The 16,719-nt window shown below is 47.0% G+C and carries 14 protein-coding genes and 1 pseudogene; 6 read left to right on the top strand and 9 right to left on the bottom strand.

The window, feature by feature from the left end:
* The first annotated feature begins 70 nt into the window (after positions 1-70).
* From QT979_RS03860 to ileS, 3 genes are all read left to right on the top strand, one after another.
* Positions 71-481 (top strand): Npun_F0494 family protein, encoded by a 411-nt coding sequence (locus tag QT979_RS03860; protein ID WP_333213439.1) that lies wholly within the window; start codon positions 71-73, stop codon positions 479-481.
* A gap of 213 nt (positions 482-694) precedes the next feature.
* Positions 695-1,258 (top strand): Uma2 family endonuclease, encoded by a 564-nt coding sequence (locus tag QT979_RS03855; protein WP_333308254.1) that lies wholly within the window; start codon positions 695-697, stop codon positions 1,256-1,258.
* Positions 1,259-1,520: 262 nt separating this feature from the next.
* A complete protein-coding gene (ileS, locus tag QT979_RS03850; protein ID WP_333308252.1) occupies positions 1,521-5,108 on the top strand; it encodes an isoleucine--tRNA ligase in 3,588 nt (1,195 codons plus the stop codon).
* 83 nt (positions 5,109-5,191) lie between these two features.
* Here ileS and QT979_RS03845 read toward each other — a convergent pair whose 3' ends face one another.
* The 5 genes from QT979_RS03845 to QT979_RS03825 all read right to left on the bottom strand — a co-directional run bounded on the left by QT979_RS03845 (position 5,192) and on the right by QT979_RS03825 (position 9,921).
* Positions 5,192-5,488, bottom strand: a complete 297-nt coding sequence (locus QT979_RS03845; protein ID WP_333308250.1) for a hypothetical protein — start codon at positions 5,486-5,488, stop codon at positions 5,192-5,194.
* An 84-nt stretch (positions 5,489-5,572) separates the two neighbouring features.
* The gene (locus QT979_RS03840) at positions 5,573-6,085 is read right to left on the bottom strand and encodes a dihydrofolate reductase family protein (RefSeq protein ID WP_333308248.1); all 513 of its coding nucleotides are present in this window, start codon (positions 6,083-6,085) and stop codon (positions 5,573-5,575) included.
* Positions 6,086-6,151: 66 nt separating this feature from the next.
* A complete protein-coding gene (locus QT979_RS03835) occupies positions 6,152-8,881 on the bottom strand; it encodes a leucine-rich repeat domain-containing protein (protein ID WP_333308246.1) in 2,730 nt (909 codons plus the stop codon).
* Between the two features lie 335 nt (positions 8,882-9,216).
* On the bottom strand, positions 9,217-9,579 hold the full coding sequence (locus QT979_RS03830) for a DUF5615 family PIN-like protein (RefSeq protein WP_333308244.1): 363 nt from the start codon (positions 9,577-9,579) through the stop codon (positions 9,217-9,219).
* Positions 9,580-9,582: 3 nt separating this feature from the next.
* Positions 9,583-9,921 (bottom strand): DUF433 domain-containing protein, encoded by a 339-nt coding sequence (locus QT979_RS03825; protein WP_333308242.1) that lies wholly within the window; start codon positions 9,919-9,921, stop codon positions 9,583-9,585.
* Between the two features lie 269 nt (positions 9,922-10,190).
* Here QT979_RS03825 and QT979_RS03820 point away from each other — a divergent pair, with 269 nt between their 5' ends.
* Positions 10,191-11,075 (top strand): aspartoacylase, encoded by an 885-nt coding sequence (locus QT979_RS03820; RefSeq protein WP_333213431.1) that lies wholly within the window; start codon positions 10,191-10,193, stop codon positions 11,073-11,075.
* Positions 11,076-11,086: 11 nt separating this feature from the next.
* Here the strand turns inward: QT979_RS03820 and QT979_RS03815 are convergent, their stop codons facing one another.
* Positions 11,087-11,788, bottom strand: a complete 702-nt coding sequence (locus QT979_RS03815) for a phosphatase PAP2 family protein (RefSeq protein ID WP_333213430.1) — start codon at positions 11,786-11,788, stop codon at positions 11,087-11,089.
* Positions 11,789-11,948: 160 nt separating this feature from the next.
* Here QT979_RS03815 and QT979_RS03810 point away from each other — a divergent pair, with 160 nt between their 5' ends.
* The gene (locus QT979_RS03810) at positions 11,949-13,028 is read left to right on the top strand and encodes a M23 family metallopeptidase (RefSeq protein ID WP_333308240.1); all 1,080 of its coding nucleotides are present in this window, start codon (positions 11,949-11,951) and stop codon (positions 13,026-13,028) included.
* Here the strand turns inward: QT979_RS03810 and QT979_RS03805 are convergent.
* The 3 genes and pseudogenes from QT979_RS03805 to QT979_RS03795 form a co-directional block, all read right to left on the bottom strand.
* The gene (locus tag QT979_RS03805) at positions 13,025-13,165 is read right to left on the bottom strand and encodes a hypothetical protein (protein ID WP_333308238.1); all 141 of its coding nucleotides are present in this window, start codon (positions 13,163-13,165) and stop codon (positions 13,025-13,027) included. The genes QT979_RS03810 and QT979_RS03805 overlap by 4 nt on opposite strands.
* 167 nt (positions 13,166-13,332) lie before the next feature.
* Positions 13,333-13,895: pseudogene (locus QT979_RS03800) on the bottom strand (Uma2 family endonuclease).
* A gap of 46 nt (positions 13,896-13,941) precedes the next feature.
* On the bottom strand, positions 13,942-14,175 hold the full coding sequence (locus QT979_RS03795; RefSeq protein ID WP_333308236.1) for a hypothetical protein: 234 nt from the start codon (positions 14,173-14,175) through the stop codon (positions 13,942-13,944).
* A gap of 193 nt (positions 14,176-14,368) precedes the next feature.
* Between QT979_RS03795 and QT979_RS03790 the strand changes: the two genes are divergently transcribed.
* Positions 14,369-16,546: a flavin-dependent dehydrogenase gene (locus tag QT979_RS03790; protein WP_333308234.1), complete on the top strand. Its 2,178-nt coding sequence runs from the start codon at positions 14,369-14,371 to the stop codon at positions 16,544-16,546.
* Positions 16,547-16,719: the final 173 nt, after the last annotated feature.

Genomic DNA, 16,719 nt, shown 5'->3' with positions numbered 1-16,719 from the left:
TTTCACAACTGCACTTTGACTATAAATCTGTAACAATAAAAAATATAGTACCTATTTCCAGTTTCTCGCAATGACTTTTATCCCATCCGAAGCGTTTAAATCTATTAGTTATCCCGATCGCACTGTCAAAAGAGCCGATCGCGCCGTCCGGTGCAGCCCTTTTCAATTACACTTCTTCCAGACCATCCGCGATAACAGTGTTTTCCTAACTGCGATCGCCTCAAATTCCGGTGTCGAAAGCGGCTACACTCGATCGCCCGTATCCGAACTCGTAGCCGAAAACTCGCTACTGTGGCTGATCCAAGTCGGCGTGTTGCGACGGGAAGTAGACGGACAAGGGATTACCGACAGTTTTCGCCTCACGCCCCTAGGCCGCCAACTCGTGGAAAAATGGGAACAGGAAGGACAGGGAGTGCCGGCCGCGTCATTGTGCGATCGCATGGGAAATGCCGTTAGCCGCGGGTTGGGACTATTTGTATAACCGGAATGGCGGCTAATAAGTGGTTGAACCTTAAAATTTGAGCTTTTGGGCGGGCTAGGATGGCCAACCCCACAAGAGTTTAAAGAAATCCACCCCACAAGCAAATTTACTCTTTGTGGAACAGGCATCTTGCCTGTTCTTGAGAGATGTAAGTATAAATTAAATGCGCGATCGCTTAACTAATACAAATTAAACTTAAATCAAATAAAAATAATGGTTCAAACCGCTTCTAAACCTTTGAGTCTCGATGAATTTCTCCAACTGTCGGAAACCAAACCCGCCAGCGAATTCATTGATGGTCAAATTATCCAGAAACCTATGCCCCAAGGAAAACACAGCACAATTCAAAGCGATTTGGGTGCTGACATTAACCGGGTACTCAAACCGCAACGCATCGCCCGCGCCTATCCAGAATTGCGCTGTACCTTTGGAGGCCGATCGACAGTACCCGATCTTGCAGTCTTTACCTGGGAACGCATTCCCCGCGACGAAAACAGCGAAGTAGCCAACACTTTCGCCATCGCCCCCGACTGGACAATCGAAATTCTTTCCCTCGACCAAAGTCAAACTAAAGTCGTCCGCAACATTCTCCACAGTCTCGGCCACGGAACCCAGATGGGCTGGTTGATTGACCCGGAAGAAGAACTGGTATTTGTCTATTTTGCCGATCGCACCTTAGCAGTTTTTGAAGAACCGGGCGATCGCATCCCCGTTCCCACCTTTGCCGAATCCTTTAATCTCACCGTCGCTGAAATGTTCAGTTGGCTGACTGAGTAGCGCCACCTAGATTTATGAATGATTAACCGCAGAGGGCGCAGAGGGCGCAGAGGAAGAGAAGAGAGAGATCTCTATGGATTTGGTTCGATCTAATGTGCGGTCGATCGCTTATACTAAAATATCTAGTTGTCAGCTCTTCAATGACGAGAGATGACTAAAGTTGTCACTACAAACTTAATTATGATTATTTAACCGGACTTGATATCATCACTCAAATAACCGCTAACTACTAACAACTAACTACATAAAACGTTTGTCAAAAATGGAAGCTAAATCTTACAAAGACACGGTAAACCTGCCCAAAACCAAGTTTGATATGCGCGCCAACGCCGTCAAGCGCGAACCAGAATTGCAACAATTTTGGGCAGATCAAGAAATCTACGATCGCCTCTCGGAAAATAACCCAGGCGATTTGTTCATCCTCCACGACGGGCCCCCCTACGCCAACGGACAACTTCACATCGGCCACGCCCTCAACAAAATCCTCAAAGACTTTATAAACCGCTACCAAATGCTGCGCGGCAAAAAAGTCCGCTACGTGCCAGGTTGGGATTGTCACGGATTGCCGATCGAACTTAAAGTATTGCAGAACATGAAATCGGAGGAGCGGCTAAGTCTTACGCCGATCGAACTCCGCCGCAAAGCCTCCGCCTTCGCGCAGCAAACAATGGAACAGCAGCGCGAATCCTTCCAGCGCTACGGCGTTTGGGGCGACTGGGAACACCCGTATTTAACCCTGAAACCCGAATACGAAGCCGCCCAAATCGGCGTTTTCGGTCAAATGGTGCTCAAAGGCTACATCTACCGCGGCTTCAAACCTGTTCACTGGAGTCCGAGCTCGAAAACAGCCCTCGCCGAAGCGGAATTGGAATATCCCGAAGGCCACACGTCGCGCAGCATCTACGTGGGCTTTCATGTGAAAAAACTGTCAAAATCTTTGCAGTCGAAGCTCAAGCGCTATATGCCGAGCCTCTGGGCGGCGATTTGGACGACTACCCCCTGGACGATTCCGGCAAACTTGGCGATCGCAGTCAATCCCGAACTGACTTATGCCGTGGTGGAACCGCCGGCAAATTCCCACATCGCCCAACAATTTATGTTAGTAGCTGTCGATGCGGTCGATCGGCTGTCGGCAACTTTTAACACTGAATTAAAAATACTTGCCACCTTCAAAGGCAAAGAATTAGAAGGTTGCAGCTACAAACACCCGCTGTTCGATCGCGAAAGTCCGATCGTTGCCGGTGGCGACTACATTACCGCTGATTCCGGGACGGGATTAGTACACACCGCACCGGGACATGGACAAGAAGACTTTATAGTAGGAAAACGCTGCGGGTTGCCAGTTTTAACACCCGTAGACGAGAACGGAAATTTCACCGCAGAAGCCGGACAGTTCGCAGGTTTAAATGTCCTCGGAAACGGCAATGCCGCAGTGATTGATGCCCTTGCGGAAGCAAATTGTTTGATTAAAGAGGAAAGTTACGCTCACTCTTATCCTTACGATTGGCGGACGAAAAAGCCGACTATTTTTCGGGCGACGGAACAGTGGTTTGCCTCCGTTGAAGGGTTCCGCGATGAAGCCCTAAAAGCGATTGCCGAGGTGAATTGGATTCCCGCCCAAGGGGAAAATCGGATTACTGCAATGGTTAGCGATCGATCGGATTGGTGCATCTCCCGCCAGCGGACTTGGGGCGTTCCGATTCCCGTATTCTACGACGAAGAAACCAACGAACCGCTGTTAAATGAAGAAACGATCGCCCACGTGCAAGCCATCTTTGCGGAGAAAGGTTCCGATGCTTGGTGGGAATTGTCGATCGCCGAATTACTCCCCGAATCTTACCGCAATAACGGTCGCACTTACCGCAAGGGAACCGACACGATGGATGTATGGTTTGACTCCGGTTCTTCTTGGGCCGCAGTTGCAAAAGGTCGATCGGAATTAAACTATCCTGCTGATATTTATTTGGAAGGTTCAGACCAACATCGCGGCTGGTTTCAATCCAGCTTGCTGACCAGTGTAGCAACTAACGGCGTTGCTCCTTACAAAACAGTTTTAACTCACGGTTTTGTGCTCGATGAAAAAGGCCGGAAGCAGAGCAAATCTGAAGGCAATGTCGTCGATCCGGCAGTCGTAATTAAGGAATATGGAGCCGATGTTTTGCGGTTGTGGGTATCTTCGGTAGACTACTCGGCAGACGTGCCTTTGGGCAAAAACATTCTCAAACAGCAGTCGGATGTTTACCGCAAAATTCGCAATACAGCTAAGTTTTTGCTGGGTAATTTGCACGACTTCGATCCGGCAAAGGATGCCGTTGCTTACGAGGAATTGCCGGAACTCGATCGCTATATGTTGCACAGAATGGGCGAGGTTTTTGCGGAAGTCCAAGATGCTTTTGAAAGCTTCCAATTCTCCCGATTTTTCCAAACTGTGCAGAATTTTTGCACGGTGGATTTGTCAAATTTTTACTTGGATATTGCCAAAGACAGACTTTACATCAGCGCGACAGATACCCGTCGCCGCCGCAGTTGTCAGACGGTGATTGCAATTGCTGTGGAGAATTTAGCAAGGGCGATCGCACCTGTTTTGTGTCACATGGCTGAGGATATTTGGCAATACCTTCCCTATCCGACTCCTTACAAGTCAGTATTTGAAGCCGGCTGGGTGCAAATTGATGCTTCATGGCACAATCCAGAATTGGCTACTCGCTGGCAGTATTTGCGGCAAGTGCGCGGCGAAGTTAACAAGGTTTTGGAAAAAGCCAGGATTGAAAAGGCGATCGGTTCTTCTTTGGAAGCTAAGGTTTTATTGTACGTTCCCGATGTTGAGAAAAGACAGCAATTGCAAGCTTTGAATCCCAGCAGCGAAGAATTGGTGGATTATGTGCGATCGCAAAATTCCGTCATCGAGTTAGCCGCAGAGGAGAAAGCAAAAGCAGCACAAGATAAACAGGAAGAACAAGCGGCAAAAGTTGCCAAAGTCTTGACAGAAAACACAGTTTATGTTGAGGCAGAAACGATAGAAAAGGGCGATCGACCTTCTCAGATAGTAGAATATTCTGTCCCTGAACTGTCGGCTTCAGATTCGCAGCCAATCTTAGATCAAGCCGCCGAGTTTGTAGCTAATTTGCCTGAATACGCGGGCAACTTTTTTACAGAATACCAAAAAGTGTTGGTAACACTTGGGCTGTTAGCCTCTGTGTTAGTAACGGGCCGAGTAACGCTGGCGATTTTGGATACGATGAATCAGATTCCGCTTTTGGGAGGCTTATTGGAAGTCATCGGCATCTTATTTACAATCTGGTTTGCTTTCCGTCACTTGCTGTTTGCCGCCAACCGTCAAAAAATTGCAGAACAAATTGATTTCCTGACAGCAGATATGGTGGGCCGGAGTACAGCGCTTGTACTTGCAGAAACAAAGGCGATCGTCCTCGCACCGGCTTTAGATACAGCGCTTGTGCTTGTAGAAACACAGGCGATCGCACAAACAGCCCCAGCCGAAAAAGTGTTTGTAGAAACACCCGAAATCCCGCAAGCAGAATTAGTGGCGATCGAGCCCAAACCAGAAATTCCTACTGAAATAGCTGTAACCCACGATTCTACAATGACCGGCAACGGTGTAGACGAACTGCGCTATTTGTTCATTACTTCGGAAGTGGAATTGGTAGAATCGAATGCAATCCTGCAGGAATTGCCGTACAGTTATCAGTCTCCAGAGTTGGCGATTGGTGTAGTGAAAGCAGACGGGGAAAAGTGCGATCGCTGCTGGAATTACTCGACTCACGTCAGCGAGTCGATCGAACATCCGCTAATTTGCGAACGCTGCGTTTCAGCAGTAGACGACAAATTCTAACGTAGGCTGCGCTTCGGGAAAAATTCTTGAGTTTGTGGTAGCCACATTCACCCCGAAGCGCACCCTACAATAACTTCATTTACTTATTTCTGATTAAAAAAACGGCAGACGATTTCACCAGGGTTGTTTTGTCCAAACGCCAAAACAGTTCCATCTTTCTTAACTGTAGTGCGATCGCGGCAATTGTAGACTTCCAGAGGCTGTTTCACTCCATCAACACTCAGAATTACCCTGTATTCCCAATAATTTTTTGCACTGCGTTTGATATCGACAATGCAAATCTCGCTTCCTTGATAATTGCGGCATACAGAGGCCTCAGCAGGAAGCGCGACCCCGAAAAAAGATATTAATAGCAACAAGCAGCAAACACATTTCATCATCAGCCAATTTACTTATTCCTATCTTACCTTTTTTGATAATCAACTGACAGTATTGTGCAAGCAACTTAGCAATTGGGCGCGCCCTCAAGTCGCGACATCATAAGATAGCTGAACCATACCAGAACTATATGTCTGACATCCAGTTAACTGCAAAGCTGTAGTATTTAGGGGATTAACAAATAAAGGGATTCCCTCGCCTAAAATAATCGGGTGCACCGAGAGAATCACTTCGTTGACAAAGTTTTGATTCAGGAAATCGCGAATCAGCAGAGAACCTCCCACCAGCCAAATATTCTGACCCTCAAGCAAGCGCAAATCATTGACAAAACTCTCTAAATTTGTTACCACTTCTACATCAGAAGTGGCTTGAAAATCTAGATTTTTTGTAAAAACATAACTCTTTTTTTCCTGGTACGGATACTCGCCAAAAGTTAGAACTTGTTCGTAAGTTTTCCGACCCATGAGAACCGTATCGATGCTATCTAAGAAGTTACTGTAACCGTAATTTTGGTCTGTAAAAAGCCAGTCAATATCACCATTCGATCGCGCGATATAACCGTCCAGACTAGATGCAATGAATAGTACAATTTTACGCATGGCCACACCGAGGTTTTGGGAATGATTGGGGCGATGAGCGCCCCAATTAACTTAATTTTAAATGATTTAGCGTCCTGACGGTAGCTTGAGTTCGATACCCAGTTTGTTGCTGACATCGATCGCCGTATTAGCAAAATCAGTCATGCCTGCGATCGGAATTGCGATCGCAGTACCCGCCGCAACAAGAGCTGTTAACCTTTTCTTTAATTTGGTTTTATTCCATTGGTTTTCCGGTTTCTTAATTTCCGCTTCGACATCTTCAATATCAATAATTATCTCATCGCGGATGTCTTCGGGAAACTGATCGGCGGTTTCACGCATCGATGAAATCAGTTTCAGGATTTCTGCCGTATTGGTGTTATTGTTTTGCAGGGATTGATTGCCACCAACTTCGGCACGGTTCGACGAACCGCCGATATTGCCGGAAAAGTTAGCACCTTGAAAAGCACCTTGAAAGTTGTTGGTTTCAGAAGAATTTTGCGTCATTTTTGCTTCTGCTTTATTAATAATTGGTCTACTAACAGCTAGTTTAGCGATATCTACAAGGTCGTCATATTCTCTTCCGTATTTGTCATCGCCCATTTGGTTTCTGCGCCGAAGTTCGATCGACTCATAACCATCCAGCAACTGCCGCAAATCGAGTTTGAGTTTAAGTTTGCCGACACGCACTGTATTCTCGCCCATATCCTCCAGCCCTAGCAATTCATCATAATCCAGCGGATCGGCATCGGGATAACCCGGAACCGGCACCCATTGACTGATTTCGAGATTGGCAAAAGAATTGTGGATTTTGGTAAACGTATCGCGAATCATGCTGAGGAAAGAACGCCGCGTCGATTCCCGCCCGCTAACGGCAATAAAGATTTTCTTATCTTCCGGGTCAGATTTGATCCGGGCGATGTTGTACACCTCAGCGCCTTCCCTGTACTCCAGCATCACCCCCGTGCGCCAGTGGGTGGAGTTGTGGATTTTTTCGTGCATCAGGACGATGAAGCGCGAGAGGATGCTGTCGGGGAGGATGCGGTAGTGATATTGAAATTCCAGGGTTTCGCCTTCGAGTTCGGTGTTTTCCGGTTGTTCTTTGGGCAAGATGCCGGGGATGAGGAAAGTCGGCGCGGGACAATGGCTGACTAGGAAGCAGAGTTCAAATTCGCCCATCAACCCGGTGAGGCAGTGGTAGCGGTGGCTGGGATATTTATTTGAGTCGAGGATGCGACTGAGATCGGCGTGGGTGAGAATGCCTTTAGTTTTGACTTTGAGTGCCTCGTCGCTGAGGAGGGCATAGATGCCTTCAGTCACCCAGTGGGGATTGAGGATGTTGGTGGATTGCAGGATCGGGTGTTCGCGGAAGTTGAGGACAATGCCCAGGTTGTGCAGCAGTCCGATCAGTTGGGTTTGGTCGGTTTCTTCACAGATTTTTTCTGTGGCGCAGATGGTGGCGTATTCGCTGATGCTGATGATGTCTTTGTCGAGGTTTTCCAGGCGCTGCTTGACTTGGAACCAGCTTAGCGGCAAAAGATCGTAGACTTCTTTGAGTTGGGAGATTTCCGTGTGGATGGCGCTGCGGAGTTCCTCGATGCCGGTTCCGCTTTCGCAGGAGGTTTCGAGAATCGCTTTGATGTTGGGATATTTGTCGCGCAAGGCTTTGCGGTTGAGATCCAGGGGTTGTTCGTCGCACTTGTTGCCGACGATGATCACGGGGGAAGCGTCCCCGAAGCTTTCGATCAGTTTCAGCCAGTATTCGAGGCGGTTTTCGTCTTCGCTGGTGCGGCAGTTGCACACCAGGAGGTAGAGGCTGCGTTTGGTAAGGAAAAATTGGTGGGTGGCGTGGTAGATTTCTTGTCCGCCGAAGTCCCAGACGTTGAGTTTGACCTGTTTGGTGTTGACTGTAATTTTCCAGTCTGTGATGTTGAGTCCGTCGGTTTGGGGCTCGTTGGGATTGTATTTGTTGTCGGTGAGGCGGTTGATCAGGGAGGTTTTGCCGACGCTGCCTTGCCCGACGAGAAGGACTTTGGCTTCGTTGAGGGGGCGCACTTCGCCGCTGCGGAGTTGGCGCAGGTAGTTGAAGATGGCGGCGGGAGTGCCGGGGGATTCGTTCAGGTTGGGGGGCCCTAGAACTTCTGGAGAAACGGGCAGGGGATTCCCGCGAAGATCGAGGTATTTAACTTGTGGCAGTGTTTCCCAGCATTCAGGAATAGTTTCAATCTGATTGTTTCTGAGGTTAAGCCCTGTCAGATTCGACAGTTGCCCCAGATCCTCTGGGATGGAGGTAATCTGGTTGTCACTGAGGCCAAGCCATGTCAGATTCCACAGTTGCCCGATATCCTCTGGGATGGAGGTTATCTGATTGTCACGGAGGTTAAGCGCTGCCAGATTCCACAGTTGCCCGATATCCTCTGGGATGGAGGTAATCTGATTGCCACTGAGGTCAAGTTCTGTCAGATTCGACAGTTGGACGATCGCCTCTGGGATGGAGGTAATCTGATTGTGACTGAGGTCAAGTTCTGTCAGATTCGACAGTTGCCCGATCGCATCTGGGATAGATGTAATCTGATTGTTAGCAATCGAAAGTATTTTTAAGTTGGTTAATTGAAGAACAGCATCAGGAAACTCAGTTAACTTATTCCCAACCCGTTTCCCTCCTTCCTCCCACTTCCCCAACACCAAAGTCTCAAGCTGCGTGCACTTGCCAATCTCCGGCGGCAATTCCTCCAACCCCAACCCCGCCAAATCCAGTTCCGTCTGGCCCTCATCAGCCGCTTTGTCGATTAACTGCAACAACTCTTCTCGCGTCATATCTTTTGTCGATCGGTAGTCTTCATTTTATTGTGACAGGATTTTTTGCTTGGTGGGGAGTTGTACGCGCATCGCAATCTAAGAAACCGGGTTTTTTTGAGTTTCTACGCTGTCACCAACAATTCTCGCAAAAACCCGGTTTCTCGCCACCCGCGACAATCTAAGAAACCGGGTTTTTTCGGGTTTCTACGCCTGTCACCAAGAATGCTCGCAAAAACCCGGTTTCTCGCCACCCGCGCGACAATCTAAGAAACCGGGTTTTTTCGGTTTTCTACGCCTGTAACGAAGCATGCTCACAAAAACCCGGTTTCTCGCCACCCGTGTATTAGTCCTGTTTATGTTAATGGGAGATGGACGATCTGATCTTGGTATTCATCATCGAATGAACCATCGGCAATCAAAACTAATTCCTCAATATTTTGCCCAATACTTAAATCCTGATTCAAAACGAAAATCCCTGGAATATGACCACCTTGAGCCAGATGATCTACCAAATGTACGGGCATTGACTTGCGATTGTTTGTCACCAAAATAAAGTTATGCTCCTCACACCACACCAAAATCTCCGGATCGAGAGTGCTTTTTGGGGGTGTACCAATTTCGCCCACTGCCCAAACTACTAAATCAGGGCGTTTTCGCCGAAGCTGTGTAGCATAAATGGGCGTAACATTCTCGTCCATTAAATATTTGAGCGCCATCGATCAAGCACCCTGGATAACAGATTGTTTTTCCCGTTCAGCTTTCAATTTTCGCAATCTTTCTGTCGCAGGATGGGGATTTGCTACTTGGAGCTTTCGCTGCTGATGCGACCATTCCAACCAATCTTGCAAATATCTACTTACTGATTCTTGATTCTGTAAATAATACAAAATAGTCGTATAAACTTCGGCCAAAGTTAGAGATGGATAGAGTTGCTGAATTTCTTCAGGGGTGCGTTCTCGATACAAATACTCATACAGTACCGTCTCAATCCCGATGCGATGTCCTTTAATGCGAATATCATCCGGTGCTAAGAAATCAAAATACTCATTCAGTCCCATATCTAAAATCCCTCTTTTAGCTATCTACTATTCTACTATTCGGTTTGATCGGAAACTATAATGCGATCGATTTCTTCGCGGTGGCGTTCGTATTTTTTATCTAGTGACGAGAAATACCCAGATAAACCGGGTTTCTCAGTTCTGCGTGTGATACCTACTTACTTAAACTTTAGCTAATCTAAATATAAACACATAATCAACCTCAATCTCATGTTTTTTACCAACAGATGACAAAGGGTGATACCCTTAAGATAAGAATTTATTTGTCTATGAACCAAATTAAACGTGTTGTCATAGTGGGAGGAACCCACGGAAACGAACTCACAGGAATTTACCTGGTGAATAAATTCGATCGCGCGCCAGAGTTAATTGGGCGATCGACTTTTGAAACAATGACTCTGCTAGCCAATCCCAAAGCTTGCGAAATCGGGACACGCTACGTCGATATCGACCTCAACCGCTGCTTTCGACAGCCAGATTTAGAAAATCCCCATCTCTCCAGCTATGAAGCGCAGCGGGCGAAAGAAATCTACCGCATTTTTAGCTCAAAAAACACTCATCTGCCCAACGTAATTATCGATTTGCACAGCACCACATCCAACATGGGGCTAACATTTATTCTCGCCAGCCATCATCCATTTAACCTGCAACTAGCAGCTTATTTAACCTCTGTGTATCCCCACCTAAAGCTACTGGCTTCGGCAACCAAGAATCATGATAGTCCTTTGCTGCGATCGCTTTCGGTATTAGGCGGTACGCTGGAAGTTGGCGCAGTCCCGCAAGGCGTATTAGATGCGTCTTTATTTCAGCAAACTGAGCAAGTTGTCGGCACGATATTAGACTGCGTAGAATCCTACAATCAAGGCACAATGCCTGCTGCAAAGAATCCCCTGACTATTTATCAGACTATTGGGGCGATCGACTATCCCAGAAACGAGAACAGAGAAATTCAGGCAATGATTCATCCTCATCTGCAATCCAGAGATTATCAAGCCCTGAATCCCGGCGATCCGATGTTTTTGACTTTGGATGGTGAGTCGGTATTGTATGAAGGTAAATCAACCGTTTATCCGATTTTCATTAACGAGGCTGCTTACTACGAAAAAGGAATTGCCTTGTGTTTTACTCAAAAGCTAATAGTCAATCTTGAGTAGAAGATTAAAAATTATTCTTGAGAATTTTCCGGTGACAAAAACTCCTCTTTAGAAGCCGTAGTCAAAGAACGCAATTCCTTCCATATTTCCAAAGTAATAATACAGGTAATCAGCCACACCAAACCAGCCGTATAACCAGCAATAACATCGGTAGGCCAGTGAACTCCTAGGTAAAGCCGGCTAAAACCAATAGCAGCAATTAATACAACTGTCAAGCCGTAAATCGACCAGCGCTGCTTGGGAAAGCGTAGACCCAAAAAATATCCTAGCAAACCGTAAATAACCATTGAAATCATTGCGTGTCCGCTAGGAAAACTGTAAAATGTTACATTAACAACGCGCTCCCAAAGTTGAGGTCGATCGCGGGCAAAAAGTTTTTTTAACAGTAAATTCAAACCGATCGCTCCCCCAGCCGCGAGCGCAATAGTTGCAGCTTCCGATCGGTGATTGCGCGCTAGCAAAACAATACCCAACGTCAGACAAATCACTAGCAGCAACTTCGGCTCGCCCAAAAAAGTAAAGCCCAGCATTATTTGATCGCGCAACGGAGTGTGCAATTGCCTCAGAGCTAGTAAAATAGAGGTATCGAAAACGTAACTTTCTTTTTCCAACACGTCTTCGGCAAGGGTGGCAAATCCCCACATCCCCAAAGCCGCAACAGCAAGCCCGGCCAGCCGAATTATTGAAATGAGCGATCGAATTTTAGAACGCATTCTTGAATTAATTAAAAATTTTAAATTTCCAACTCAAAATAATACAACAAATATAGGAAACGAAAAAGCCTTACCAATCGTCTAGATGCTTGAGCAACTATATTCTGAATGATTAATTGAGTTTTCACTACCCACCTCAGCTTTTACATCCAACCTGCGAATGACTATACTATCAAAAAAACACATTTATGCAATTTTGTTGGTCGTGGGGTTGACAAATCTTTATAGTTGTGCTAATAACAGCGGAGTAAATGCCCCGATCGCCGAAGCCCACACGATCGCCCAGCGTCTCGTTTCGACCGCAGTCGCCCAAAAGCCGAACAACCCGCAATTCGGCCAGCCGATCGACTGTACCCTAGGTAAAGACTGTTTTGTATTGCTGTATTTCGATCGAGAACCCGGCCCCACCGCCGTCGATTTTGGCTGCGGGCGTCAAACCTACGACGGCCACGACGGTACAGACTTTGCGATTCCCGACGCCAAAGCCATGGCAAAAGGAGTGCCAGTGATTGCCTCCGCTGCCGGTAAAGTTTTGCGAGCACGAGATGGTGTGGTCGATCGGCGTTTACAGAACGATACAGACAAAGCCAGCATCGCAGGCACAGAATGCGGTAACGGCATGGTAATCGACCACGGCGGTGGTTGGGAAGCCCAATACTGCCACCTCCGCCAAGGCAGCGTTGCCGTCAAACCAGGTACGCAGGTACAAAAAGGCACAGTGTTGGGCATGGTGGGAAACTCTGGGATGGCATCTTTCCCCCACGTACACGTAACTTTTCGCTATCAAGGCAAACCCGTAGATCCGTTTGTCGGCCCCGACGCCAAGGTAGGCTGCAACATCGCCCGCAATCCTATTTGGGACAAGCCTCTAGACTATATTTCCACAGGTTTAATTCGGGCCGGTTTTGCCAATAAGCCACCGGATATCAACGCTGTCTGGGAAGGACAATTTTCCGAGACTCAACTCCCTGCAAACAGTCCAGCTTTGTTGTTTTGGGTGCAAAGTTACGGAGTGCTCAAGGGCGATCGCGAACAATACAAATTATTTGCACCCAACGGCACAACGATCGCCGATCAAACCAATGAAATTAAAGCCCCCAGCCGTACTTGGTTGGGTTATGTCGGCAAAAGAAACAGTACAAATTCTCCTCTGACTCCCGGAGTTTGGCGGGCCGAATATCGGTTGACGCGGGGCGATCGAGTTTTGACAGAAGTTAAGCGAGAAGTTGAGTTGCGTTAGTCCGTTGACGGTTGACGGTTGACAGTTGACTGTTCGCAGTATTTAATCCGTGTATCCGTGTCAAAATCACTCTCTTCCTTCTTCCAACTTCGGTCTTCCTGACCGAAAGCATCCAGGATACCGGCCACGTGATTCATCCGTCCAGAAATAAAAAACCTGTATCTGAGAAACTTGCCGAACGTATTTATCTCGCGCAAGTCAATGCTTCAATTCTTTAATCTAAAATCTAAAATCGCACAATCGATTGACATCCGTTAAATCCGTTACAGAATCCGTTGCCGAACTTCCTTCTTCCTTCCGACGATTATTTTCGCAGCCAGCCAAATAATTCTCCAACACTCAACCGCAGTTCGCTAGCGAAGGACGGTACCGGTGGCAGCATTTCTGGTTCATCAAATACTGCTGTCTGTTGCTGGGGAACATAAACAAAAACGCATTGTTCGTCGGGATCGATCAGCCAGCCCATTTGAGTTTGATGATTTAAACAGTACAGAATATTTTTAGTAACTTTAGTTTGACTTTGTTCCGGCGACAAAATCTCAATTGTCCAATCAGGAGCTATGGGAAAGACATTAGCAATTTCGCCGTTATCATCTGCGGGAATTTTGTTCCAGACAAATATTGAAACATCAGGCACTGTTGACCTGCCGCCAAATGTACACCGGAGTTCTGGAAAAGCTCGTGCAACTTTTTTGGGCTTGAATATAGCGTTAATGAAAAAATTAATTCACATTGAGTCGCACTGTGTTTTCCTTGTGGCAGGGGTTTCTGAATAATTTGATTATCAATGTATTCGCTTGCAGGTTTGGTTTCGGGTAGTTGGAGAAACTCTTCTAAATTTAAGGGTTTTAATGTTGTTTGTACCATTTTAATTTCACCTTTAACTAGATAGATCTTTTAGCCGCAGTCTAGTCTAAGGCAAATTGTTCCAAGCTTGAGCCACAATGTCGCTCAGCCAGACCCTCTGAGCAAAATCGAGCAGATTGTCGTCCGCGAGTACCTCAGCCTTTAATTCATCCAAAGACTGAGATCGCGATCGAGCTATTTGAATCACACCCGCGATCGCCGACGCCACCAATTCTTCATTCAGCGGCTGCTGTCGCAAAGCAATCATTTCTTGAGGATTCGTAGGAATGGGATAATTCATAGAAGTGCATACCGAAGGGAGTAGATATTTAGCCACTGCTGGCCAACCGAGAGCAAGAGCGATCGAAAACCTAAAAATCTGAGAACATTGTAAACTTATTTAAAACTCAATAAGTATTCGGGAGTATAGCCTACTTTGCTCCCTTGTCAACTCCCCCATCTTTATTAATTTATTCAGAATTGAGAGCCTAATCATGCAAGAAATTCTTTATCTAGAAGTCCCGACACCGGATACAGCAGCCGTCTGCACTTGGTTGCAGCACGAATTCGATCCCGGAATCGGAGAAAAAATTATTACTGCTGACGGCTTTCGGCTGCTGTCACCCGCAACAGCAGCCGAGGTTGTGTTGTCTGGAACTCAAAATGCCAATCCAAAACCCGCTTTCGCTAACACCAATTCAGAAAACGACAATTCCCGATCGACAGAACTTTCCACCTTTGTCTGGTCACTGCAGCGCACCACTTATTTAAAAGTCTTTCGTATAGAAGAGGCGCCTGTTGGAGAAAGAAAGTTCCTGGAAGCTCTGAATCTTGCTCTGAAAAACAAGTTTCCCGATCGCTACCAGGAACCCCCTGTCATAGACCTCTCCAAACAGTCAATTTTTGACGCTCTTGCCCCCTATTACCCCCTCACCGTCAAATACTTCCAAAAAATGCCCCAAGGCGAATACGACCTCAAACGCGTCTACTGGTGGGAGCAGCGTTGGCGCGAAGGCACTCGCAATCCTCAAACGCCAAAACAAGTAGTGTTTTTGAAGGAAGAGGGAAGTTCGGTAACGGATTCTGTAACCGATGTAACGGAGGTCAGGAAGACCGAAGTTGGAACAGGGAAGAATGCAGAAGGCACAATTCCAGTGTCTGATTCTGGCGATACTTTTTACGACTTAATTTATATCGGCGGGGCCTTGGGAGTGATTCACGCCGCAGTCATGGCGAGATTGGGCTACCGGGTGCTGCTAGTTGAACGAATGCCTTTCGGCCGGATGAATCGCGAGTGGAATATTTCGCGGGACGAACTTCAAAGCTTAATTGATTTGGGTTTATTTACTGCTGCAGAAATAGAAACGTTGATTGCCAGAGAATACAAAGATGGCTACAACAAGTTTTTTGATGCTAACAATCCGCCCGTTGCTCAAGCGCCAGTTCTGCACACACCAAAGGTACTCAATGTAGCTTTGGACGGCGAGAAATTGCTGAATTTAGCGGGAGTTAAGTTAACAGAAGCTGGTGGAGAAATCTGGGACGAAACTGAGTTTCTTAGAGCCGATGTTGAAGCAGAAAAAGTAGTAGTTCAAGGCCGCCACTTGCCTACAAAAGCCGATCGCACTGCATTAGGACGGCTGCTGGTGGATGCAATGGGGTCGGCTTCTCCCATCGCTTGGCAATTGAACGAAGGGCGGACTTTTGACAGCGTTTGTCCGACAGTGGGAGCAGTCATCGACGGAGGATTTGAGCCGGGAATATGGGATTCCGATTACGGGGATGTACTCCACACTCACGGGGACATTTCCCGCGGACGCCAGCTCATTTGGGAGTTGTTTCCCGGCGCCGGCACAGAACTGACAGTTTATCTATTTCACTACCACCAAGTACATCCAGAGAATCCCGGTTCTTTGCTGGAAATGTACGAAGATTTTTTCGCAATTTTGCCGGAATACCGCCGCTGCGATGTCGATAAATTGGTTTGGAAAAAACCGACATTTGGTTATATTCCGGGGCATTTTAGCAGCAACAGCAGCGATCGCTCCGTGGCGATCGATCGCCTAGTCTCGATCGGCGACGCAGCATCCTTGCAATCTCCCCTCGTTTTCACAGGCTTCGGCTCTCTTGTCCGCAATCTTTTCCGCTTAACAGACCTGTTGGATACAGCATTAAAGCACAATTTGTTGACGGCAAATCACTTAAACCAAATTCGCGCCTACCAGAGCAATATTTCAGTAACTTGGCTATTTTCTAAAGGCATGATGGTTCCTACCGGCAGCAGTTTGCCACCCCAAAGAATTAATTCAATGCTCAATACCTTTTTCGGTATTTTGGCAGCACAAAAACTCGCCGTCGCCGAAACTTTTATTAAAGACAGAACCGACTGGCTAACTTTCAATCGACTGGCGATCGAAGCAGCCGGAAAAAATCCTTCTCTCCTGTTGTGGATTTTAGATTTTGTCACATTGGGGGATATTTGGCGCTGGCTGGGAAGTTACTTGAATTTTACTCTGCTGGCTTTGGCCAGTTTGCTCTTCGGATGGCTTCCCAGCTTCGCCCGCAGGGTACAGCCTTGGTTGGAACCCCGGTATCCGGCTGTTTGGCTGTGGCTGTTGGCTACCAGCTATGCTCTCACCTACGGCATGGGAAAGGGGAGAAAAGAGTGTTGAGTTTTGAGTGTGGACTCAAAACTAGCAACTCTCATATCCAATCCGTTAGCATCGGAATAGTAAATTCGAGTTGACTGTTCACTGTTGACTGTTCACTGTTGACTGTTCACTGTTGACTGTTCACTGTCAACCGTCAACCGTCAACCGTCAACCGTCAACATCATTCCGGTGTT

This window comes from Microcoleus sp. w2-18bC1, from assembly GCF_036700365.1.
Classification (GTDB): Bacteria; Cyanobacteriota; Cyanobacteriia; order Cyanobacteriales; family Microcoleaceae; genus Microcoleus.
The sequence above is the reverse complement of the archived record's forward strand: the minus strand, read 5'-3'. Positions and strand labels throughout refer to the sequence as shown.